This is a genomic window from Kitasatospora sp. NPDC059973, from assembly GCF_042737525.1.
In the GTDB taxonomy this organism is placed as follows: Bacteria; Actinomycetota; Actinomycetes; order Streptomycetales; family Streptomycetaceae; genus Kitasatospora.
In genome coordinates this window covers 14,516-36,490 of record NZ_JBHWUI010000049.1, presented here as the reverse complement: position 1 = coordinate 36,490, position 21,975 = coordinate 14,516, and the positions used below count along the sequence as shown (strand labels likewise).

General features: G+C 73.0%; 21 protein-coding genes and 1 tRNA gene. 5 read left to right on the top strand and 17 right to left on the bottom strand.

The annotated features are described in order from the left end of the window. Nucleotides 1-4 precede the first annotated feature (4 nt). The 4 genes from ACFWA9_RS16010 to ACFWA9_RS15995 form a co-directional block, all read right to left on the bottom strand. Complete coding sequence (locus tag ACFWA9_RS16010) at nt 5-997, bottom strand: SDR family NAD(P)-dependent oxidoreductase (RefSeq protein WP_329488650.1); 993 nt, start codon at nt 995-997, stop codon at nt 5-7. A 75-nt stretch (nt 998-1,072) separates the two neighbouring features. Next, nucleotides 1,073-2,605 (bottom strand): hypothetical protein, encoded by a 1,533-nt coding sequence (locus ACFWA9_RS16005; RefSeq protein WP_352290489.1) that lies wholly within the window; start codon nt 2,603-2,605, stop codon nt 1,073-1,075. Between the two features lie 73 nt (nt 2,606-2,678). After that, nucleotides 2,679-4,196 (bottom strand): GT4 family glycosyltransferase PelF, encoded by a 1,518-nt coding sequence (gene pelF / locus ACFWA9_RS16000; protein WP_329488648.1) that lies wholly within the window; start codon nt 4,194-4,196, stop codon nt 2,679-2,681. 106 nt (nt 4,197-4,302) lie between these two features. Beyond that, complete coding sequence (locus ACFWA9_RS15995; protein ID WP_352290493.1) at nt 4,303-6,660, bottom strand: hypothetical protein; 2,358 nt, start codon at nt 6,658-6,660, stop codon at nt 4,303-4,305. A 413-nt stretch (nt 6,661-7,073) separates the two neighbouring features. On the opposite strand from ACFWA9_RS15995, the gene ACFWA9_RS15990 reads away from it, so the two are divergent. Further along, the gene (locus tag ACFWA9_RS15990) at nt 7,074-8,072 is read left to right on the top strand and encodes a tyrosine-protein phosphatase (protein WP_380387565.1); all 999 of its coding nucleotides are present in this window, start codon (nt 7,074-7,076) and stop codon (nt 8,070-8,072) included. 28 nt (nt 8,073-8,100) lie between these two features. Here the strand turns inward: ACFWA9_RS15990 and ACFWA9_RS15985 are convergent, their stop codons facing one another. From ACFWA9_RS15985 to ACFWA9_RS15950, 8 genes are all read right to left on the bottom strand, one after another. After that, the gene (locus ACFWA9_RS15985; protein ID WP_380387562.1) at nt 8,101-9,030 is read right to left on the bottom strand and encodes an RNA polymerase sigma factor SigF; all 930 of its coding nucleotides are present in this window, start codon (nt 9,028-9,030) and stop codon (nt 8,101-8,103) included. 190 nt (nt 9,031-9,220) lie between these two features. Continuing rightward, nucleotides 9,221-10,297: an RNA polymerase sigma factor SigF gene (locus tag ACFWA9_RS15980; protein WP_380387559.1), complete on the bottom strand. Its 1,077-nt coding sequence runs from the start codon at nt 10,295-10,297 to the stop codon at nt 9,221-9,223. Between the two features lie 272 nt (nt 10,298-10,569). Further along, nucleotides 10,570-10,863 carry a Dabb family protein gene (locus tag ACFWA9_RS15975; RefSeq protein ID WP_329488644.1) on the bottom strand — a complete coding sequence of 98 codons (294 nt, stop codon included), beginning with the start codon at nt 10,861-10,863 and terminating at the stop codon, nt 10,570-10,572. Nucleotides 10,864-10,948: 85 nt separating this feature from the next. Continuing rightward, nucleotides 10,949-11,113, bottom strand: a complete 165-nt coding sequence (locus ACFWA9_RS15970) for a hypothetical protein (protein ID WP_199926184.1) — start codon at nt 11,111-11,113, stop codon at nt 10,949-10,951. A gap of 451 nt (nt 11,114-11,564) precedes the next feature. Next, a tRNA-Ser gene (locus tag ACFWA9_RS15965) sits at nt 11,565-11,654 on the bottom strand. Nucleotides 11,655-11,723: 69 nt separating this feature from the next. After that, a complete protein-coding gene (gene tadA, locus ACFWA9_RS15960; protein WP_352290499.1) occupies nt 11,724-12,239 on the bottom strand; it encodes a tRNA adenosine(34) deaminase TadA in 516 nt (171 codons plus the stop codon). Between the two features lie 40 nt (nt 12,240-12,279). Continuing rightward, complete coding sequence (locus ACFWA9_RS15955) at nt 12,280-12,858, bottom strand: tRNA adenosine deaminase-associated protein (protein WP_329488642.1); 579 nt, start codon at nt 12,856-12,858, stop codon at nt 12,280-12,282. A 232-nt stretch (nt 12,859-13,090) separates the two neighbouring features. Next, nucleotides 13,091-13,327 carry a hypothetical protein gene (locus ACFWA9_RS15950; protein WP_329488641.1) on the bottom strand — a complete coding sequence of 79 codons (237 nt, stop codon included), beginning with the start codon at nt 13,325-13,327 and terminating at the stop codon, nt 13,091-13,093. A gap of 184 nt (nt 13,328-13,511) precedes the next feature. Between ACFWA9_RS15950 and upp the strand changes: the two genes are divergently transcribed. Beyond that, nucleotides 13,512-14,147 (top strand): uracil phosphoribosyltransferase, encoded by a 636-nt coding sequence (upp, locus tag ACFWA9_RS15945; RefSeq protein WP_329488640.1) that lies wholly within the window; start codon nt 13,512-13,514, stop codon nt 14,145-14,147. Nucleotides 14,148-14,220: 73 nt separating this feature from the next. Here the strand turns inward: upp and ACFWA9_RS15940 are convergent, their stop codons facing one another. Next, complete coding sequence (locus ACFWA9_RS15940; protein WP_329488639.1) at nt 14,221-14,883, bottom strand: LytR C-terminal domain-containing protein; 663 nt, start codon at nt 14,881-14,883, stop codon at nt 14,221-14,223. Nucleotides 14,884-15,132: 249 nt separating this feature from the next. Continuing rightward, a complete protein-coding gene (locus ACFWA9_RS15935) occupies nt 15,133-15,429 on the bottom strand; it encodes a type II toxin-antitoxin system VapB family antitoxin (RefSeq protein ID WP_030061387.1) in 297 nt (98 codons plus the stop codon). Between the two features lie 148 nt (nt 15,430-15,577). On the opposite strand from ACFWA9_RS15935, the gene ACFWA9_RS15930 reads away from it, so the two are divergent. Next, nucleotides 15,578-17,230 carry a helicase HerA-like domain-containing protein gene (locus tag ACFWA9_RS15930; RefSeq protein WP_380387553.1) on the top strand — a complete coding sequence of 551 codons (1,653 nt, stop codon included), beginning with the start codon at nt 15,578-15,580 and terminating at the stop codon, nt 17,228-17,230. A 58-nt stretch (nt 17,231-17,288) separates the two neighbouring features. On the opposite strand, the gene ACFWA9_RS15925 is transcribed toward ACFWA9_RS15930, so the two are convergent. Together ACFWA9_RS15925 and ACFWA9_RS15920 are read right to left on the bottom strand one after the other, a co-directional pair. Beyond that, complete coding sequence (locus ACFWA9_RS15925) at nt 17,289-18,455, bottom strand: hypothetical protein (protein WP_352290503.1); 1,167 nt, start codon at nt 18,453-18,455, stop codon at nt 17,289-17,291. 159 nt (nt 18,456-18,614) lie between these two features. Beyond that, the gene (locus ACFWA9_RS15920; protein WP_352290505.1) at nt 18,615-19,274 is read right to left on the bottom strand and encodes a rhomboid family intramembrane serine protease; all 660 of its coding nucleotides are present in this window, start codon (nt 19,272-19,274) and stop codon (nt 18,615-18,617) included. A gap of 105 nt (nt 19,275-19,379) precedes the next feature. On the opposite strand from ACFWA9_RS15920, the gene ACFWA9_RS15915 reads away from it, so the two are divergent. Together ACFWA9_RS15915 and ACFWA9_RS15910 are read left to right on the top strand one after the other, a co-directional pair. Beyond that, nucleotides 19,380-19,898, top strand: coding sequence for a YbhB/YbcL family Raf kinase inhibitor-like protein (locus tag ACFWA9_RS15915; protein ID WP_329488635.1), 519 nt, complete (start codon nt 19,380-19,382; stop codon nt 19,896-19,898). A 12-nt stretch (nt 19,899-19,910) separates the two neighbouring features. After that, complete coding sequence (locus ACFWA9_RS15910; protein WP_380387548.1) at nt 19,911-20,792, top strand: hypothetical protein; 882 nt, start codon at nt 19,911-19,913, stop codon at nt 20,790-20,792. A gap of 10 nt (nt 20,793-20,802) precedes the next feature. Here ACFWA9_RS15910 and ACFWA9_RS15905 read toward each other — a convergent pair whose 3' ends face one another. Beyond that, a complete protein-coding gene (locus tag ACFWA9_RS15905) occupies nt 20,803-21,903 on the bottom strand; it encodes a helix-turn-helix transcriptional regulator (protein ID WP_380387546.1) in 1,101 nt (366 codons plus the stop codon). Nucleotides 21,904-21,975: the final 72 nt, after the last annotated feature.

Here is a 21,975-nt window from a genome sequence, read left to right as displayed (position 1 = left end):
CAGGTCAGACGTTGTAGATGTCGGTCTTGTAGCGCGCCAGGTTGGCGGGGTCGCGGAAGAACTCGATGGTCTGCTCAAGGCCCTGCTCCAGGGAGAACTCCGGGGCCCAGCCGGTGGCCGTGCGCAGCCGGGTCGCGTCCGCGACCAGGCGCATCACCTCGGAGTTGGCCGGACGGATGCGCTGCTCGTCCTCCTTCACCGTGAGGTCGGCGCCCATCAGCTTGCCGATCAGGACGACCAGGTCGCCGACCGAGATCTCGCCGCCGGTGCCGGCGTTGAAGGTCCTGCCGACCACGGTCTCGGCCGGGGCGGTGCCGACCGTGCGGAAGGCGTTGGCGGTGTCCTTCACGAAGGTGAAGTCACGGGTCGGGCGCAGGTCGCCCAGGGTGATCTCGCGCTCGCCGGCGGCCACCTGGGCGATCACGGTGGGGATGACGGCGCGCATCGACTGGCGCGGGCCGAAGGTGTTGAACGGGCGCAGCGTGACGACCGGGGTCTCGAAGCTCGCGTAGTAGCTGTCGGCGAGCCGGTCCCCGCCGGCCTTGGAGGCGGCGTACGGGGACTGGGTGTTGATCGGGTGGTCCTCGGTGATCGGCACGGTCTGCGCGGTCCCGTAGGTCTCGCTGGTGGAGGTGTGCACCAGGCGCGGCACGTCGAGGTGGCGCACCGCCTCCAGCACGTTGAGGGTGCCGGTGACGTTGGTGTCGACGTAGGAGTGCGGAGCCCGGTAGGAGTACGGGATCGCGATCAGGGCGGCCAGGTGGTAGACCGCCTCGGTGCCCTTGACCAGGCCGGTGACGGAGCCCGGGTCCCGGACGTCGCCGAGGACGATCTCGACGGAGTCCAGCACCTCCTTGGGGAGGGTCTCCAGCCATCCGAAGGAGGAGAAGGAGTTGTACTGCACCATGGCGCGGACCTGATGGCCGTCCGCGACCAGGGTCTCGACGAGGTGGGAGCCGATGAAGCCCTCGGCTCCGGTAACGGCGACGTTGCTCATCCGGTAGATCGCTTTCTGCTCTGGTACGGGTGGGGACGGCTGGGCGCGGAACGGTGGTGACCCAGCACTGGTGGTTCAGCGGTGCCTGGTGGTGCGGCCGAGCACGGGCCCGGCGATGGCGGTGAGGACCGCGGCCGCGGCCCCGCAGCCGATCAGCTGCAGGACGGTCGGGTCGACACCGGTCAGCAGTCCGGCGCACTCGGCGCCCGCGGCTGCCAGACAGATCAGGGCGGTGCTCCAGCTGAACCCGAAGGCGTTCAGCAGCAGCGCCAGCCAGAGGGAGCCGCCGAGCAGCAGCAGCGCACCGAGCTCCGGGACCCCGAGCGCCGGGGCGCCGGGCCAGAGCACGGTGGCGGCGGCGTCCAGCGCGGCCACGGTGGTGAGGTAGATGAACAGGCAGCCGAGCAGCACGCCGGCGGTGCGGCGGGCGAACGCGGCCGGGGTGTGGCTGGTCCGCAGCCCGGCCACGGCCATCGCCCGGTAGCGGAACAGCAGCCACTCGGCGAGCCCGAGGCTGAGCGTCAGCGCGATCATGGCCGGCCCCGTCGGGCTGGCGGACGCGCCTTCCGCGGCCCCGGTGCGGACCGCCTGGTGGACGGTCGTGCCGAGGCCGGCGATCATGGTGAGGGTGCCGACGGCCAGGCCGAACAGCAGGTGCGGCACCTCCTTGCGGAGCGGGAGCCGGAGCACCGTGGTGTCCTGCTCGCTGCGCAGACAGCGGACGATCTCCCGGCCGGCCAGGCCCACCGCGAGCGCGAGCGAGGCCAGCAGCACGACCGTCCGGACGAGTTGCGGCACGTCCACGGCCAGCACCACGCCGGCCCCGATCGCCGACGGCGCCAGTGCCACCAGCAGGAACTTCTCCCGCCCGAGCACCAGCAGGACGGTGGCCGCCGCCAGGTAGCCGGACTGCCCGGCGGCGAAGCAGAGCGCACCGAGCGGACCGCCGATCACGTACCCGGCGACGGCGGCGACCAGTGCGCCCAGCGGTGCGCCGACCGCCAGGCAGACGCCGGCCGCACGCCGCCGGCCGCGGCCCAGCCAGGCGTACGAGCGGTGCGCCAGCGCCTGGTTCCACGACCAGCTGACCAGGGTGGCGACGGAGAGCGCGAGCATCCCCGAGGGGAGGCCGAAGCGCATCCGGGTGGCCGCGAACAGGTTGGCGCCGAGCAGGTAGCCGAGGCCGGGCAGGGCGAACACCAGGCCGCGCACGACGCACCGCCAGGGGTCGGCCCGCCAGGGGTTGGCGAACTCGGAGCTCGGGCCCGGGTAGCGGCGCTCGACCTTCTCGAACAGCTCCTCGGCGACGGTGAACGCGTCGGGGCGGCCGTACAGCAGCCCGGCCTGCTCGTCGGAGAGGCCGTCGGACTCCAGGAAGGCCGCGATCTCGTAGGGGTGGACGGCGTCGGCGCAGACGTCGGCGAGCCGCTCGGCGAGCTCGTCCAGCGGGTCCGGGGAGAGCTCCAGCTGCTCCTCGGGCTCGGGGACGGGTCGCTGCGCGGGCAGCACGGGCCGGCGGCGCCCCCTCGGGAGGGTGCGCAGCTGTACGGTCTGCTCGGCCCAGTCGGGGCCGGCCTCGTCGGGCACCAGGCGGAGCGGGCCGCTCATGCGCCCCCCTCGCTTCGCTCGGCGGCCGCTTCGCGGGACGCGCGGCTTGTGATGGTTCGCTCCCTGCGGTCGTTCACGCGCCCACCTCGCTTCGCTCGGCAGCCGCTTCGAGGGGCACCGGGTCGTCCCAGTCCGCGTCGGACGCGCCGTCGGTGACGGCGACGACGCCGTTCGGGAGCCAGCGGGAGGTGCCCAGCAGCTCGGTGTAGATGCCGCGGAAGCCGTCGATGTTCTGGCGGAGCGTGAACTGCTCGATCACCCGCAGCCGGGCCTGCTCGCCGAGCCGGGCCCGGCGCTCCGGGTCGCGCAGCAGCTCGACGGCGGCGGCCGCCATCGGTTCGGGTTCGCGCGGCGGGACGACCAGACCGGTGTCGCCGACGGCCTCGCGCACGCCGCCCACGTCGGTCGAGACCGTGGAGCGGCCGCAGGACATCGCTTCGATCAGGGTGAACGGGAAGCCCTCGCTGATGCTGGAGAGCATCACCACGTTCCCCGCCGCGTACGCGTCGGTGATGTCCGCGACGCGGCCTTCGAAGGCCACCGAGTCGGCGACGCCGAGCTCGGCGGCCAGGGCTATGCAGCGGTCGCGGTAGGCCTCGCCGCCCTTGGGCGTGCCGCCGAACAGCCGCAGCCGCGCGTCGGGTATCTCGTCGCGGACGATGGCGAAGGCGCGGATCAGCGTCTCCAGGTCCTTGATCGGGTCGACCCGGCCGGCCCAGCTGAGGGTGGGCGTCTCGGGCTCCGGCCCGGCGGGCGGGAAGGCCGCCGGGTCCACGCCGTTGTAGACGGTCCGGATGTGCGCGGACGGCGTGCCGCCGCGCTCCTCCCAGCGCCGGTTGTACCGGTTGCCGGGGGTGACCAGCGCGGCCCGCCGGTAGCTCTCCTCGGCGAGCATCCGGTAGAAGCCCAGCAGCAGCGCCTTGACCGGCCAGCGGTAGGGGCCGGTGCGGTAGCCGAGGTAGCGCTCGCGCAGGTAGATGCCGTGCTCGGTGAGGAGAAACGGTACGCCGTACTGCTGCGAGGCGATCAGCCCGGGCAGGGTGGCGAGGCCGCCGCTCGCCGCGTGCGCGACGCCGTCCTGGGGCGGCTCGACCGACAGCGGCCGCAGCGCGTGCTCCAGCAGGTCGGTGGCGTTGAGCGCGTCGTGCAGGGTGGGCCGGGAGACGCCGGTGGAGAGGTAGTCGCGGGTCCAGACGTGCTGGAGGGTGCGCAGGGCGCGCTCGCTGCGCAGCGCCGGGCTGAGCAGCCCGCGCCGGGCGAGGTCGGCGAAGCCGTACAGCTCGGTGCCGAAGTGGGTGGTGTAGACGGGGTCCAGGATGGAGTGCAGGAAGCGCTCGTACGCGTTGAGGAAGCGGCGCATCTCGCGGCCGCGGGGTGCTCTGCCGTCGGCGGCAGGGCCCCAGAGCGGTGCGGTCGTGACGGACCGCACGTTGGCGGGCAGCTCCCAGGCCAGCGGTTCGTGGCCGGTCCCGGTGACGGCGATGACGTCGAAGTCGACGTCCGGCATGCCCTGGACGAGCTGGTCGCACCAGACGCTCACGCCGCCGTGCTGGTGCGGGTACGTCCCCTCGGTGAGCAGGGTGACGCGCATTCCTGTCCCCCCTCCTGTCCTTGCGTCAAGCGGCCGGCCTGGACGGCCGGGCCCGGTGGCCGGTGGTGGGGCGGGCCGTCGCCCGTCCCACCACCGGTGTCACCTGTTAGCGGGTGCCGGACTGGCCGGCGGTCTTCTTGGTCGGGTCGGCCTTCCCCCCGGAGGCCTTGCCGGTCTGGGCGCCGCCCTTGGCGTTGCCCTTGGTGCTGCTCTTGCCGGCCGTGACGCCCTTGCCCGGCACCGGGACCCCGCTACCGGGGACCAGCGTCGGGGCGTCGGTCCGGGCGGTGTCGCCCGGGCCGGCCGGGACGGCGTCGGCGGTGCCCTGGGGCACGACCTTCTTGTCGGCCGGCGCCGGAGCGGTCAGCGTCTTGGCGGTGTTCGGCGCGGCGGCCGGAGCCGCCGGGGTGACCGCCGCGGCCAGCTTGAGCTGGACGCTGCTCTGGAGCGCTCCGGGCTTCACCCAGCCGGACAGCGTACCGGCGTAGGCGGTGCCGAACGCACCCGAGCCGATCGCGAGCTTCTGGGTGGTGCCGGTCGGCATGGTGGCCTGCACCTGGACGCCGGCCGGAGCGCTCACCGTGACGGTGTCGCCGACCCGGTAGGCGGTGACCTGGCCGGCGGTGAGCGCCGCGTTCCAGGCCGCGCGGCGCTGGAACTCGGCGCCGAGGTCCTTCTGCGCCAGGTTCACGATCGGCGCGTTGTCGGCGTGCAGCGCGCGGTAGGTGGAGAGGACCTTCTCCAGCACCGGGTAGACGATCCGGTCCTCGGACAGGTTCGACTGGTGGATGAAGTGCGGTCGCGGGTCGTTGCTCAGCACGTGGCCGAGGTCGATCCGGGCCTCCAGCGGCACGATGTACGACTGGTAGCCGGTGTTCACGTCCAGCGGCGTCGGCAGGCAGGTGGAGTTGGCGTTGTTCTCGCAGACCCCGCTGCCGCCGTTGGCCACGCTGGTGTAGATCCAGTTGTACTCGTCCGTCTCCTCCTTCGCCGTGGCGGCGTTGTAGAAGACGTTCATCGGGTACCGCGGCACGGTCAGCACCGACGAGCCGACGGCCCGCTGGCCGGTCTCGCGGGAGGCGTCGCTGGCCGTCCACTTCACGCCGTTGGCGACCAGCGAGGGGGCCAGGTACGGGTTGTCGCTGGTCTCCTGCGGAGCGGTCAGCAGGCCCGAGTGCTCACCGGTGACCAGCTCGGTCTTGTCGATGTGCAGGTTGCGCGCCGCGGCCCAGTCGATGTTGTTCTTGATCTGGGACGTGATGGTGGCCTGGTCGACCCAGACGGTATTGCCGGCGGTGTCCTTGGTGCACTTCCACGGCACCACCGAGACGTCCTGGAGGCAGCCCAGGTACGGGTGGGTGTAGGTGTGGTTGACCCACCGGTAGCTGGTCTGGTCGGCGACCATCTGGTCCACCACCGGGTCGGTGGTGACGGAGTGGTCGGCCTTCCAGTCCTCGCTGCCGCCGCCGTTGAACACCATGTCCATGGTGAAGTTGTTGGCGCTCTGCCACTGCTTGGCGTACTGCGCGTCGGCGACCGTCATCCGGATCGGGTCGGCCGTCTCCGGGGTGCCGGGCGGGCAGGTGACGTCACCGGGGGTGCACTTCAGCACGGTGTCCCAGCGGTCGTCCGCCAGGAAGACGTCGTCCACGTGGGCCGCGAAGTAGTTGCGGTCGTAGCCGAGGTGGACGCCCTGGGTTATCCAGTCGACTATGCCGCGCGCCAGCAGGCGGTACTGCTGCTGGTACTGGTTGTAGACGAAGGTGACGACCAGCTCCTTGCGGCCGTCGTGGCTGTACTCGCCGACCAGCGAGCCCTTGGTGGTGGTGCCCGGGATGGTCGTCTCGACCAGCGGGGTGAAGCTCGCACCGGCCGGCAGGGTGGTCAGCGGGGTGGCGAGGAAGCCGTAGCTCTCGCCGACCGCCGGGTCGTTGTCCTCGAACGGGACGCTGCCCTTGAGGTAGCCGAACGGACCCGCGAGACCGGCCGTGGAGACCTGGCCCTGGAAGCCGTCGAGGCTGCCCATGTAACCCGGGTCGGCGGCGTAGTTCAGGCCGACCTCCGGCCTGGCGTAGGTGTACGCGTCGACCTGGCGCACGCCGAACGCCGCCTCGTAGGCGGCGATCGCGGCCATCTCGGCGGAGCCGGCCGCGAACGGGTTGTCGTTGGGCAGCACGATGCCCTGGAACTTGCCGCGCGGCTGGCCGTTGAGGCTGTCGCTGAGGAAGGCCGCATTGATCACCGGGCGTCCGGCGTCGTTGAGGTCGACCAACTTGTACGGGGTGCCCTGGCTCTTCAGCTCGGCCGCGATGGCTGCCGAGGCGGGGCCGCCGTCGCTGATCACCAGGACCGTGAGGTCGATCCTGGGTGCTGCGGTGGCACCGTGTGCGAGGGATGACTGCAGGCCGCCGGCCAGCAGGACTGCTGCCGCGCAGGCGGCAACTCTTCGGGTCGCTCGACCCATGTGTGTTCCTCCCCTGGGCAGGGCGCTTTCGCTGCTCGACGCTCGCCTGCCCGGTCGCTGTTCGCGGGCAGCAGGCTGCCCGGCGCCCATCCTGGTGGAGACTCCGCACCGATTGGGACCAAATGGGCAGGAGTGCAGCGAATCTGTTACCAACGTTCATGGCGATGCCATGAAGGCGCTGATTGTGACCGGAAGAGCGCCTGTTGCGCAAATAATGAATTGAGAATTAAAAACGGCGCCGGAGCGTTACCGCTGGTCACCGACCGTGCGGTGATGACATGTATGCCGCGCCCTACACTGGCGGCGTTGCGCATGACACTCTTGCACATCCCCCTGTTCCGTCGGGCAGGTTCATGCAATATCGCGTCGGGTTGTGCCACGGCACCGCTCGAATATCCAATGGAGGCCGCCGCGTGACCGAGCAGCAGACCGAGACCGCCGCAATCGAGGCCCTGCGGAATGCCGTGGGGACGTCGGTGGAGGGCGACCGGGACGGTGCCCGGGAAGAGGTCCTGGAGTCCGCTCCGGAAGCCGCCCAGCAGGCCCGGAGCCTCGGCCTGCGGGGCGCCGTCAACGCCCGCGATCTCGGTGGCTACCGGACGGCCGACGGACGGGTGCTGAAGCACGGCGCCGTGCTGCGCAGCGACGGCCTCAACCGCCTCACCGACGAGGACCTCGACCTGCTCGCGGCGCTCGGCCTGCGCCAGGTCGTCGACCTGCGCAGCCTCGACGAGGTCCGCGAGGCCGGCCCCGACCGGGTCCGCGGCCTGCCGGTGGCCGTGATCGCGGCCGCCGAGCTGTCCGCCGCGCCCATCACCGTCGAGCGCACCGCCCCGGACGGCGTGACCCTGCACCACCTGCCGGTCTTCGCCGCGGATTTCGACATCTACGTCGCGCTGCGCGACGCCCTGGCCGACCGCAGCCCGGAGAAGCAGCGCGCCCTGCTCGGTGACGGCCGGGCCGCCGCGATGATGACCGGCCTCTACCGGTGGTTCGTGACCGACCCGGTGGCCCGCGAGCGGTTCGCCACCGTGCTGCGCCTGCTGGCCGCGCCGGACGGCGCGCCGCTGCTATTCCACTGTTCGGCCGGCAAGGACCGCACCGGGTGGACGGCGGCCGTCCTGCTCACCGCCCTCGGGGTGGACCGCGAGACGGTCTTCGCCGACTACCTGCTCACCAACGAGCGTTCCGCCGCGATCGTCGAGACCATCGTGGACAGCTTCGGCACCCGCGGCCTGATGCAGGAGCCGGAGCTGCTGCTCCCGGTGTTCCGGGCGGAGCGCGACTACCTGGAGGCGGCCTTCGAGGAGGTCGAGGCCGGCTGGCCCGACTTCGCGTCGTTCTGGCGGGACGGCCTGGGCCTGGACGACGCCGTGCTGGCGGGCCTGCGGGCCAACCTGCTCGTACCCTGAGCCGCCCCGGCCCGGTCCGGGCCCCGGCTCACCCCTCGCTGATCAGGCCCTCGCGCAGCTGTGTGAGGGTCCTGGTCAGCAGCCGGGAGACGTGCATCTGGGAGATGCCGATCTCCTCGCCGATCTGCGACTGGGTGAGGTTGCCGAAGAACCGCAGCATGATGATCCGGCGCTCGCGCGGCGGGAGCTTGGCCAGCAGCGGCTTCAGCGACTCGCGGTACTCCACGCCCTCCAGCGCGAGGTCCTCGTAGCCGAGCCGCTCGGCCAGCGGGCCGTCGCCGTCCTCCTCGCCGGGGCTGGAGTCCAGGGAGCTGGCGGTGTAGGCGTTGCCCACCGCGAGCCCCTCGACCACGTCCTCCTCGCTGACGCCGAGGCAGACGGCCAGCTCGGCGACGGTGGGGGAGCGGTCCAGCTTCTGGGCCAGGTCGTCACCGGCCTTGGTGAGCGCCAGCCGCAGCTCCTGCAGTCGCCGGGGCACCCGGACCGACCAGCTGGTGTCCCGGAAGAAGCGCTTGATCTCGCCGACCACGGTCGGCATCGCGAAGGTGGGGAACTCCACCCCGCGGTTCGGGTCGAACCGGTCGATCGCCTTGATCAGGCCGATCGTGCCGACCTGGACGATGTCCTCCATCGGCTCGTTGCGGCTGCGGAAGCGCGCGGAGGCGTACCGGACCAGCGGCAGGTTGAGCTCGATCAGGGTGTCACGGACGTAGGTGTGCTCCGCGCTGTCGGCCTCCAGGGCGGCGAGCCGCTGGAAGAGCGAGCGCGAGAGCGTCCGGGTGTCCAGCCCGGGGCCCGGCGGCGCCTGCGGCGCGGCGGCGGCGGCCGCCGCCGCGGGGTCGATCTCGGCGACGGACGGTGCGTCCGGGCCCCGCTGGAGCGGGATCCGGTCGACGGCGACCGCGGTGCCATGGGCCTGACCAGCGTGGATCTCCGCAGTGCCCAGGTCTCCGGACATGCACCCACCCCCTTGTGACTGACAGTTGAACGGATTCCGTCGCGCGGTGGTTCCCGAGGACGCCCTCCCCCTGCATACCGGAACACAGTCCCCGGCAAACCCGAAGGTCGCAAGACGTCACGCGGTGGTAACGCGCAGCAATCCCGGGTGGGCCCAGTGGTTCGCGGTGTTCTGTCCGGGATTGTGACGGTCAGTCTTCCCAGGAATTGCCGGTCCGAAGCCTGGTCAGGATCCGCGAGAGCAGGCGCGAGACGTGCATCTGCGACATCCCCAGCTCGGTGCTGATCTGGGACTGCGTCAGGTTGGCGAAGAACCGCAGCATGACGATCCGCCGCTCCCGCTCGGGCAGCTGGACCAGCAGGTGGCGGACCATGTCCCGGTGCTCGACCTCGGCCAGTGCCGAGTCCTCGTAGCCGAGCCGGTCCAGCAGGGCGAGCCCGCCCTCGTGTTCCTGGGCCGCCTCCAGGGAGGCCGCGTTGTAGGCCCGGCCGGCGTCCAGGCAGGCCCGGACGTCCTCCTCCGGGATGCGCAGGCTGGCGGCGATCTCGGGCACCTTGGGGGCCCGTCCGTGCACCACCGTCAGCTCCTCCATCGCGCCGCTGACCTGGACCCAGAGCTCCTGGAGCCGGCGCGGGACGTGCATGGTGCGGACGTTGTCGCGGAAGTAGCGCTTGATCTCGCCCAGGATGGTCGGCAGCGCGTAGGTCGGGAACTGCACGCCGCGGTTCGGGTCGAACCGGTCGATCGCGTTGATCAGGCCGATCGTGCCGACCTGGACGACGTCCTCCATCGGCTCGCTGCGGCTGCGGAAGCGGGTGGCCGCGTAGCGCACCAGCGGGATGTTGACCTCGATCAGCGCCGCCCGGACCCGCTCCCGCTCGGGGGCGTCCGGGGGCAGTTCGGCGAGCCGCTCGAACAGCACCCGGGTGAGCGTCCGGACGTCCACCACCGGGCGGCCGCCGGGGCCGCGCAGGCCGTCCGGGCGGAGCTCGCCGGCCGGGCCGATGACGGTGGCCAGGACCTCGTCCCCGGGCGGGGGCGCCGGGCGACCGGCGTCCGGTGCGGCGGCCTGCGCCGGGGCCTGGGCCGGGGTCGGAGCCTGGGCCTGGGCCGGAGCCTGCGCCGGGGCCTGGGCCGGAGCCTGCGCCTGGGCGGTGGTCGGTCCGGCGGTCTGGACGACGGCCTGGACGACGGTCTCCGCGGTGATCTGCCCGGCGGCTTGGCCGGTGCCGGTGTCCGGCGCACTCCCTGGTGTCCGCACGGACACGTCACCCCTCCCAAAGTCGACAAACGGTGGGACTTGCGGATCGGGTGTCGCGGCTCGATTCACCACCTCGCCGTGTCCGGCAAAACCGGTCATAGCATCACAAGCCGGGCGCAGGTCGGGCAAGTACCGAGGGGAGGTGTGTTGGTGCTGCGCCGGTGCGCCACCCGGCCCCCCGGGGTGGCGCGGCGCCGGGGGCGGTTTCCGGACAGCGCAAGGCGCCCCGCCCGGGACCCGGGCGGGGCGCCTGCGGCCGTCCGGGGGACGGTCCGGGGTCAGACCTCGATGTCGGCGATCACCCAGGTGGCGAACTCCCGCCACTGACCGGCCGCGGCCTGGTGGGCCGGGTGGGTGAGGTAGGCCTGCAGCGCCGCACGGTCCTCGACCAGGCTGTTGATCGCGTAGTCGTGGGCGATGTCGCGCTCGGTGGTATTCCAGCCGCACTCCCACTCGCGCAGCTCGGGGATGACCGGGCCGAGCGCCTCGAAGGCCTCGGCGCCGGCGAGCGCCCGCTCGTCGTCCTTGCTGACGCCTTCGTTGAGCTTGAACAGGACCAGGTGCCGGATCACGATGCCGCTCCTCGCGGACGGGGGACTGAGGGTCCCGCACACCGTAGCCGGAGCCGCCGGGGCCGGAGGACCGCCCCCTGGTCCGCTACTTCACCAGCCCGGTCATGAAGGTGCCGACCGCTTTGGCGGCGTTCGAGATGCCCTCGAACCCCAGCTGGACCAGCTCGGCCGCGCGGGCGGGCGAGGTGATGATCGTGTAGAGCACGAAGATGAGCAGGAGGACCATGCCGATCTTCTTCGCCTGCGCCATCCGGTGACCTTCCTCCCTGCTGTGGGCCGCCGCCATTCGGTCCCCGAGCGGCCCTCTGCAGAGCGCAGCTTATCCACCGGACGGCCCATCAAGTGTGCGACGCGTTCACCCGGCGGGACGAAGGTCCCCGGGAGTGGGGCCTTTCTCCGGGTGCCCGGGCGCGGCCCGTCGCGCAGGATGGGTGGTGTGCCGCGGATCTGGCAGGAATCCCCCGGCACGTGGATCCGGAGCTCCCCGCTGTGGGACCGGTCGCCGCGACTTCCCCCCGACGCGGCGCCGGTTGTGGGACTCCGCCGGGGGAGCGGTTGGTCCCCCGAGCCGCTCCCCCTCCAGGCTCCGTACTCGCCGGGCGTTGGTGGTCATCGGCCCCGGGTGCGGAGCCCTTCCGCGCCCGAGGGTGCGCGGGAACGACGAGGGCCCCGACCGTCTCCGGTCGGGGCCCTCGTGCTGCTGGCGGTAGCGGTGGGATTCGAACCCACGGTGAAGTTGCCCCCACACACGCTTTCGAGGCGTGCTCCTTTGGCCGCTCGGACACGCTACCGAGGGGAACTCTACCGGACGGGTGGCGAGGTCACGAAATCCGTATCGGGACGGCGGCCGGCGGCCGCGTTCAGCGGTGGTTCTCGAAGAACGCGCGGAGCTGCTCGCCGCACTCGTCGGCGAGGACGCCTGGGATCACCTCGGGGCGGTGGTTGAGCCGGCGGTCGCGCATCACGTCGAAGAGCGAGCCGGCGGCGCCGGCCTTCTCGTCGAGGGCGCCGTAGACCACCCGGTCGATCCGGGAGAGCACGAGGGCGCCCGCGCACATGGTGCAGGGCTCCAGGGTGACGACGAGGGTGCAGCCGACGAGCCGCCACTCCCCGAGCGCGGCGGCGGCCTCCCGGACGGCGACCACCTCGGCGTGGGCGGTCGGGTCGCCGACCGCCTCGCGCGCGTTGTGGCCGCGTCCGATCACCTCGCCGTCCGGGCCCAGGACGAGCGCCCCGACCGGGACGTCCCCGGTGGCCGGCGCCAGGGCGGCCTCGGCGATGGCGAGGCGCATCGGCGCCGCCCAGCGGTCGCGGACCGGGTCGGGGCGGACGGGGGCGGGGAGCGGGGCTATCTGGCGGGTGGACGCGGACTGCATGGCATCCAGTGTCCGGCATCCGGCGAGGGGCACCGGCCCGTTACCGGACGGCCTCCAGGACCTCGCCGCAGCCGAGGGCCTCGGCGATCTCCTCCAGGGCGTCGCCCGGCACCGCACCCTCGCCGCTGAGGGCGAGCAGCTCCTCGGACGGCAGGCCGAACTCGGTGAGCAGGTGGGCGTCGCCGAGCGGGCCGACCGGGACGCCGCCGCGGGCGTCCGCGTCGCCGTCCTCGTCCTCCTGCCCGGCCGAGGCCTGCGCCTCCTCGTCCTCCAGCTCGGCGACCAGGTTGTCGAGGTCGCCGAACTCGCTCTCGCCGGCCTGGTCGACCAGCTCGTCGGTGAGGACGGAGCCGTAGCTGCTGCGGGCGGCGGCGGCGCCGTCCGACACGAAGATCCGCGGGTCCTCCTCACCGTCGACCCGGACGATGGCGAACCAGACGTCCTCCTGTTCGATGAAGACCAGGACGCTGTCGTCGTCCTGGGCGGCTTCGCGGGCCAGATCGGCCAGGTCCGCCAGGGTTTCGACGTCGTCGAGTTCCGTCTCGCTCACATCCCACCCGTCCTCGGTGCGAGCAAGCACTGCAGCGAAGTACGCCACCAGGGACACTCCCAAGATCATCGGTCTCGGCTCGGCGCTCCGGGCAACGCGGAATCTGGCCGCCCCCGCGCCAGAGGCGGCCCGCTGTTCGGACCGTCCCCTCGGAATCGTGACAGAAAGCCCGGCTTTGCGGGGAGTGTTCGGCAGCGCGTCTTTGCAGGTCGTGTCGGAAGGGCCGGCCCGGAGCCGGTGAACGGGCGCCGGGTGCGCCGGGTGCGCGCCGTCGGATCCCCGTGGGCGCGCCGCGGGCCCGTCAGAACCGGAAGGTTCGCATCCGCATCGCTTCGCGCATCCGGCGCTCCTTGGTGCGCCGGGGCTGGACCCGCTCCCGCAGTTCGCGCGCCTCGGCGAGTTCGCGCAGGAACACCGTCCGCCGTTTGCGGCGCTCCGCCTCGGTCTCCGGGTGGTCCGGGGGCAGGCCCGAGCGCCCGCCCGACGGGCCCGTGGACCCGTCCGCCGAGCCGTCCCCGTTCTTCGGGTTGCTCGTCATAGGACCTGACTTTCCCAGATCGGCCGGATTGATACCACAGGAGGACGTTCCGCCCCGACATTCGCGGTGCGTCACGGCGCGTCACCGCTGGGTGACCCCGGTCGGCGCCGCGCCGGGACGCGGCGCCGGCCCCGTGGGCCACCGGGTGGCGTACGGGCGTCCGGGGCCGGGCTAACCTCGACGTATGCGGATCCACGTCGTCGACCACCCCCTGGTCGCCCACAAGCTCTCCACCCTGCGCGACGAGCGCACCGACTCGCCGACCTTCCGTCGCCTGACCGACGAGCTGGTGACCCTCCTCGCGTACGAGGCGACGAGGGACGTCCGCACCGAGGAGGTGGAGATCACCACCCCCGTGGCGGTCACCACCGGCACCCGGCTGAGCTACCCCCGGCCGCTGGTCGTCCCGATCCTGCGGGCCGGCCTGGGCATGCTGGACGGGATGACCCGGCTGCTGCCGACCGCCGAGGTGGGCTTCCTCGGCATGGTGCGCAACGAGGAGACCCTGGAGGCCTCCACCTACGCCACCCGGATGCCGGACGACCTCTCCGGCCGCCAGGTCTACGTGCTCGACCCGATGCTGGCCACCGGCGGCACGCTGGTCGCCGCGATCAGGATGCTGATCGAGCGGGGCGCCACCGACGTCACCGCCGTGGTGCTGCTGGCCGCGCCCGAGGGCGTCGCGGTGATGGAGAAGGAACTGGCCGGGCTGCCCGTCACCGTGGTGACCGCCGCCGTCGACGAGCGGCTGAACGAGAACGGCTACATCGTCCCGGGCCTCGGCGACGCGGGCGACCGCCTGTACGGCACCGCGGGCTGAGCCCGCGCGCCACGAACGGACGAACGGAGCCCCCCGGCGGTGCCGGGGGGCTCCGTTGTGCCCGGGGGCCGGCTCAGCAGCTGCCGGTGGTGCTCGGGGTCGGGGTGGGTTTGGTCGCCAGGGCCAGCGCGGCGGCGGCCTGGGTCTCGTCCAGCAGGGCGTTGTAGCTGTCGCCGATCACGAAGTCGACGGTGGTGTCGGTCCGGGCGTCCGCCGTGGTGAGGGCCCCGGCGATCTGGGAGCCGAGCAGGGTGGACGCCCCGGCGCCGGCCGGGCCGGCGACCACCTGGGCGGTGCCGGGCACCTTCTTGTCCAGCTCGGCGGGCGCGTTGCCGACCTTGCCGATGGTGAAGCCGCGCTTCTTCAGCTCCTCGGCGGTCCGCGCGGCCAGCCCGGACTTGGCGGTGGCGTTGTAGACGTTCACCGTGATCGAGGCCGGCTGCGGGATGGCGTTCGGATCGGTGGGGGCGCCGGAGGGCGGGGCCGAGCCGTCCGGGGTGGGGGCGGCCAGCGGTTTGCCCGAGGGCGACGCGCAGGCCTGGGCGGAGGCGTTCTTGCCCTTGCCGGTGAAGATGTCCCAGAGCTGCACGCCGCCGAGGCCGATCAGGGCCAGGGCGAGCAGTGAGCCGATCAGGGCGAGGACCTTGCGGCTCTTCTTCGGCGGCCGGCCCAGCCGTGGATAGCTGTTGCCGGTGACGCGGTACTGCTTCCCCTTCAGGCCTTGGGGAGTCAACATGCTCACGGTTTGTCTCCCCCTCGTGCCAGGGCGGGGATCGGGTGACGGAAACGGCCTGGGTGGGCGGCGTACGCCACGGACTGCGGCCGTAGTCAGCAGATTAGTGCCGGACGGCTGCGAAGGTACTAAATGATCATCATCTGGAGTACGCCGGCACCCGAACGGGGGTACCGGTGCATGCGCGGACCGCCCTCCGGAGGTGGCCGGAGGGCGGTGTCCACACGGGTCGCGGGGTGCGGGACGAGCCCGTCACTCCATTTCGAGGACGCGGGCGTGCAGCACCTGGCGCTGCTGGAGCGCGGCGCGTACGGCGCGGTGCAGCCCGTCCTCCAGGTAGAGGTCGCCGTGCCACTTCACGACGTGGGCGAAGAGATCGCCGTAGAAGGTGGAGTCCTCCGCGAGGAGGGTCTCCAGGTCGAGTTGGCCCTTGGTGGTCACCAGCTGGTCCAGCCGCACCGGACGCGGGGCGACGTCCGCCCACTGGCGGGTGCTGGTCCGGCCGTGATCCGGGTACGGCCGCCCATTGCCGATGCGCTTGAAGATCACACGGAAAGCCTACCGTTTGGGCGGCGGATGGCGCAGCAGCCGCGACCGCGCCACGCGCACCGGCGCGAGCTGCGGGCGGACGATTGCGGCTGTTTCATGAGAAATGTCGTGAACGTCGCCCCTCAGTCGTGCCCTGGAGTGTGCACCGATGTCCACCGCCGAGCCGCCGTCCGCCCGCTCCGGCACCGAGGTCGTCCCGGAAGTCGTCCCGCCCGCGGTGCGGGAGATCGCCGAGGGGTACGCCTTCGCCGGGCCCGCCCTCGACCTCGGGGCGGTGCTGCTGGACGGCACCGCCTACCGGGACGCCCAGGTGCGCATCCCGCTCGGGGTGCTCAACCGGCACGGGCTGGTCGCGGGCGCCACCGGCACCGGCAAGACCAAGACCCTCCAGCTGATCGCCGAACAGCTCTCCGCCCAGGGGGTGCCGGTGTTCCTGGCCGACATCAAGGGCGACGTCTCCGGGATCTCCGCGCCCGGCGCGCCGGGCGAGCGGACCGCCGCCCGGGCCGCCGAGGTCGGCCAGGACTGGTCGGCGCAGGGCTGCCCGACCGAGTTCTACGCCCTGGGCGGCCTGGGCACGGGCATCCCGATCCGAGCCACCGTCACCAGCTTCGGCCCGCTGCTGCTCGCCAAGGTGCTCGACCTGAACGAGACCCAGGAGTCCTCGCTCGGGCTGGTCTTCCACTACGCCGACCGCAACGGCCTGGAGCTGTACGACCTCAAGGACCTCACCGCCGTCATCACCTTCCTCACCTCGCCCGAGGGCAAGGAGGAGCTGAAGGGCATCGGCGGGCTCTCGGCGGCCACCGCAGGAGTGATCCTGCGCTCGCTCACCATGCTGGAGAACGAGGGCGCCGGGGCGTTCTTCGGAGAGCCGGAGTTCGACACCGCCGAGCTGCTGCGGACCGCCCCGGACGGGCGGGGCCTCGTCTCGGCGCTGGAACTGCCCGCGGTGCAGGACCGGCCGCGGCTCTTCTCCACCTTCCTGATGTGGCTGCTGGCCGACCTCTACCAGGAGCTGCCCGAGGTGGGGGACCTCGACAAGCCCAAGCTGGTGTTCTTCTTCGACGAGGCGCACCTGCTCTTCAGCGGCGCCTCCAAGGCGTTCCGGGAGGCGATCACCCAGACCGTCCGGCTGATCCGCTCCAAGGGCGTCGGGATCTTCTTCGTCACCCAGACGCCGAAGGACGTCCCGGCCGAGGTGCTCGCCCAGCTGGGCAACCGGGTGCAGCACGCGCTGCGCGCCTTCACCCCGGACGACGCCAAGGCGCTCAAGGCGACGGTCTCGACCTTCCCCCGGTCCTCGTACGACCTGAGCGAGGTGCTGACCTCGCTCGGCACCGGCGAGGCGGTGGTCACGGTGCTCTCCGAGCGGGGCGCGCCGACGCCGGTGGCGGCGACCAGGCTGCGGGCGCCGCGGTCGCTGATGGGTCCGGTCGAACCGGCCGCGCTGCGGGCGGCGGTGGACGCGTCGCCGCTGGCGGCCCGCTACCGGGACGCGATCGACCGGGAGTCGGCCTACGAGAAGCTGGCCGCCCGGGCGGCGCGGCCGGAGCCGGCACCGGTGCCCGAGCCGGTCCCGGAGTCGGTGCCGGCCGGGGAGCCCGCCGCGCCGCGGCCGGCGCCCGAACCGCGTCGGAGGTCCGAGGCGGGGTCGGGGGAGGGGGCCGGGGACGGTGGTGGGCTGCTCGGGTCGCTGCTGAGCAACCCGACGCTCAAGTCCTTCGCCCGCTCGGCCGGGACGCAGCTCGGGCGGGAGATCTCGCGCAGCCTGTTCGGGACGTCCCGGCGGCGGCGCTGAGCCGGGCCGTGGTGCCGAGGTGCGGCGGGGCCGAGCGGTGGGCTCGGCCCGGCTCCGCTCAGCCGGCGAGCGCGGTGCCGATCCGGTCCAGCGAGGAGAGCCGCATCAGGCCGTAGTGGTAGAACTCGACCTCCGGCACGCCGAGCTCACGGAGTGCGGCGATCTTGGCGGCGAGGTTGGCCGGGCCGTCGCAGTCCGAGGCCATCGGGCGCAGGATCACCGCCATGTCGCGCGGGCGGACCCCGTGCAGGGCGAACGCGGCGATCTTCTCCCGGACGGCCTCCGGGGTCCGCGCGTAGCCGAGCGTCTCGATCTGGTCGGCGACCCCGGCGAGCGCGGGCAGGTCGATGCCGGCGAGCCAGCCCCGGCCCGGGCCGCCGCCGTCCATGAAGCTCAGCCGCATGCCGTGCCGTCGCGCCTCCTCGGCCACCTCGGCGGCGAGTGAGGTCACGGTCGCGGCGGAGGCGTCGACGTAGGCCGCCAGGGCGCCGCCGGCCAGCTCGTCGAGGGCGGCGGGCTCGGCGGCGGCCGTGTCGTCGGCCAGCCGGCGGCGCAGCTCGGCGCGGACGGTCGCCGCCACCTCGTCGGCCGGGACGCCCGCCCGGACGGCGGCGGCGCGGCAGTGGTCGCAGAAGCAGATTCCGAGCAGCGCCTCGGCGACCGGGCCCAGCTCCTCGAAGTAGCGCTCGTGGTGGTAGCCGTGGCGCAGCCCGTGGAAGTGCAGCGACTCGGCGCGGATCGCGTCCACGCCGTACCGGGCCAGCTCGGCGACCAGCGTCACCGCGTACTCGCGGACCTCCGGGGCGGCGGGGCAGAGTTCGGTGAGGTGGCGGTCGCCGAAGGCGTTGGCGGGGGCGCAGTCGGGGTGTTCGAAGCCGAGCCGGTCGTTGTGGCAGAACACCGTCCAGGCGTGCAGCTTCATCCCGCGGCGCCGCGCCTCGGCGGCGGCCTCGGCGAAGGGGTCGCGGTCACCGATCGCGGTGGAGGGGGTGGGCCGCAGCCGTCGCCCGGCCCAGCGCGCCGGGTCGGGGCGGAAGTAGGCGGCGCCCGGCTCCAGGTAGCGGATCACCCGGCGCGGGTTGTGCGGGAAGACGTCCCGGGCCTCGTGGTAGACCGAGGCGAGGGTGACGCCGCCGACCCCGGCCCGGTCGGCGAGGTTGCCGAAGAAGGTGTCGGTGCCCTCGTCCAGCAGGTCGGTGGCGAAGGCGAGGACGGACGACTCCACGGTGCGGCTCCGGAGCAGGGGACAGGGGGAGAGGGCAGAAGGCAGAGGGCAGAAGGCAGGGCTCTCCCACGCTAGTCGCAGGTCCGGGATTGGTCTATACCTGGCCGGCGGCGCGCTCGCGGGGCCCCTCGCCGCGCTCCTGGCGCGCTGCTCCGGCGCTCAGAGGCCGAGGTCGTCCAGCTCCTTGTGCAGGGCGGACCGGGGGCCGGCGGCGGGCTCGGACGCCGGGGCGGCGGCCGTCTTCGGTCCGCGGTTGCGGAGCAGCCAGGCGGCGGCGAGCCCGCCGATCAGACCGCCGAGGTGGCCCAGCCAGCTGACCCCCTGGGTCACCGGCAGGACGCCGATCAGGAGGTAGGAGTACACCGCCGCGACGACGACGGCGATCACCGCGTCCAGCAGGTTGCGGTCGAGCACCCCGCGCAGCACCAGGTAGCCGAAGTAGCCGTAGACCAGGCCGCTGGCCCCGGCGGTGACCGTCTCGGGGCGCTCGCACAGCCAGACGGTGAGGCCGCCGACCACGACGATCATCAGGGTCGCCCAGAGGAACCTCTTCATGCCCCGGTAGGCGGAGAGGAAGCCGAAGGCGAACAGCGGCCAGGAGTTGGCCTCGATGTGCTCCCAACTGAAGTGCAGCAGCGGCATGGCGAACACGTCCGGCAGCTCGTCGAGCCGGCGCGGCATCAGGCCGTGTTCGTAGGTGAGGCCGTAGTCGTCCATCCAGTTCACCAGCTGCACCAGCCAGATGACGGCGAGCAGGCCGACCATGGTGAGGAGGGCTCGTCGGGAGTCGGCCAGCAGGCGGGCGGGTGTGGAAGCCATGACCCGACTGTAGAGGGGGCCCGTGAACGGTGGCACCCCACTACAGTGAATCGCGTCATTCAGCCTGGTCCGGGCTGTCCTGGCTTGTTGAGAGGTGACCGTTTCATGAGCGTTCGTCCGCCGCTGCCCTACGAGTTCCTGCCGCAGGTGCCGTCCTTCGAGCTGACCAGTGATGACCTCGCCGAAGGCGGCAAGCTGGCCGAGGAGTTCGTCCACGCGGGCGGCAACCTGTCGCCGCAGCTGGCCTGGTCGGGCCTGCCGGAGGGCACCCGGTCCGTCGCCGTCACCTGCTACGACCCGGACGCCCCGACCGGCTCCGGCTGGTGGCACTGGCTCGCCCTCAACCTGCCCGGTGACACCGCCGGCCTGGCGCGCGGCGCGGGTTCGTCCGACGCGGACCTGCCCGGGGCGGCCTCGTTCCACGGCCGCAACGACTTCCCCGGCAACAAGTACGACGGCGCGGCCCCGCCGCCCGGCGCCCCGCACCGGTACGCCTTCGCCGTGCACGCCCTGGACGTGGACGCGCTGGACGTCACCCCGGAGACGCCGGCGGCCCAGATCGGCTTCCACATCACCTTCCACACGCTGGCCCGTGCGGTGATCACCGCCGAGTACGGGGTCTGACATCCTCGTCGGATGAACGAACCGGTGGAGGTCTGGCGGCTGCCCGAGCACGATGCCGGCGCGGGCCGCCGGGCCTGCGGCTGGACGGTCGGACCGGACGGCGAACTGGTCGTGCTGCTGGTGCCCGGGGAGAAGCCGTCCGGCGCCTGCGGCCGGACGTGCCCCGACCCGCCCCCGGACGCCGAGCTGGTGACGGTGACACCGGAGGGGGAGCGGCGGACGGCGCTGCGCGGGCTCGCCGTCGACCCGGACCACCTGGCGCTGCTGCCCGGCGGCCGGCTGCTGGTGGCGAGCTACCGGGCCGACGAGGAGCCGGGCGGATGGGCGCCCAACGCGGTCGTGTTCGGGCCCGACGGCGAGCCCGCCCACGAGCTGGTGCTCGGCGACGACATCCGGACGCTGGTCGCCGACCGGGACGGCCGGATCTGGATGGCCTTCGGGGACGAGGGCATCTACGGGGACCACCCGATGGCCCACCCCGGTCTGGTCGGGGCGGACCCGGCCGGGCGGATGGTCTGGCGACCGGGGCCGGACGAACTGCCCGGCTACCCGCTGGAGGGCCTGGCCGGGGCGACCGAGGGCCGCGCCGTCTGGCTGGCCTGGTACCCGGGCAGTACCGCGAGCTACCTGACCCGGATCGACCCGGCCGGAGGGTCCGTGAGTCGGCGGTCCCCGGTCCGGCTGCCGCTCGGCTTCGCCGTCGGCGGCCGGCAGGGGATCTTCCTGACGCACGCGGGTGAGCTGGTCCGGTGCCTGCTGGTCGGCAAGGAGTGGAAGGAGACCGGGCGGCGCCGGCTCCGGCTGCCCGGGGAGCTGGACCGGGAGCGGGCCTACGGGCGGGACGGCGTGCTCCGGTTCCGCTCGGGGGACGCCTGGTACCGGGTGGCGGCGTAGCGCGGGCGGCTCAGGGTCGGACCGGACCCCCGCTGGCGGCGGCGGGGTGGACCGGTCCCCCGCTGTCGGCGGCGGGGTGGACCGGTCCCCCGCTGTCGGCGGCGGGGTGGACCGGACCCCCGCTGTCGGCGGCGGGGTGGACCGGACCCCCGCTGTCGGCGGCCCGGCCGGCGCGGGCGGCGAGGGCGCGCAGGTGGGCGTTCATCTCCGGGGGCTCGTGGACCTCGAACTCGCAGCCCAGCATGAGGAGCCGCATCGCCAGGTACCCCAGCGAGTCGGACCGCGAGCGGAGCCGGCAGCTCCGCTCGTCGACCGGCTCGACCGTGGTGTCGGCGGCGCGGCTGATCCAGCTCTCCACCTCGGAGGCGGGCATGTGCAGGGTCGCCACCAGGGTGTGGGTGGCCGCCGGCCGGCGGAGCTTGCTCGCCACGTACGCGGCCGCGTCCTCGGCGGGGAGCTCGCGCGGGGTGAAGCGGGCGCCGGTCGGGAAGGGCTCGCTGATCCGGTCCACCCGGAAGAGCCGCCAGTCGTCGCGGTCGAGGTCGTAGCCGACCAGGTACCAGCGCCGACCGGTCGAGACCAGGCGGTTGGGCTCGACCTGGCGCCGGGTCTCGGCGCCGTCGCCCGCCCGGTAGTGGAAGCGCAGCCGCTCCCGGTTGGTGACGGCGCCCGCGAGCACGGTGAGGTCCTCGGGGTCGACGGTCGGTCCGTCGCCGGTGAGCAGCGGCACGGTGGCCGTGTTCAGCGCGCCGACCCGGTGGCGCAGGCGCCCCGGCAGCACCTGGAGCAGTTTGCCGAGCGCCCGGACGGACGCCTCCTCGATGCCGACCACGGCGTGCCCGGCGGCCGCCCGCAGGCCGACCGCGATGGCCACCGCCTCCTCGTCGTCCAGCAGCAGTGGCGGCATCGCCGTCCCGGCCACCAGCCGGTAGCCGCCGATCGCGCCCATCGTCGCCTCGACCGGGTACCCCAGGGCGCGCAGCCGGTCGATGTCGCGGCGGATCGTCCGGGAGCTGACCTGGAGGCGTTCGGCCAGTTCGCTGCCCGGCCACTCGCGCGGGGTCTGGAGGAGGGAGAGCAGGTTCAGCAGCCGCGCCGGAGTGTCCGTCATGGCATCCAGGATGCCGGACAACGAGGACAGGAGCTGACCTACATCCCCTCTACTGTCGCAGACGTGCCGAAG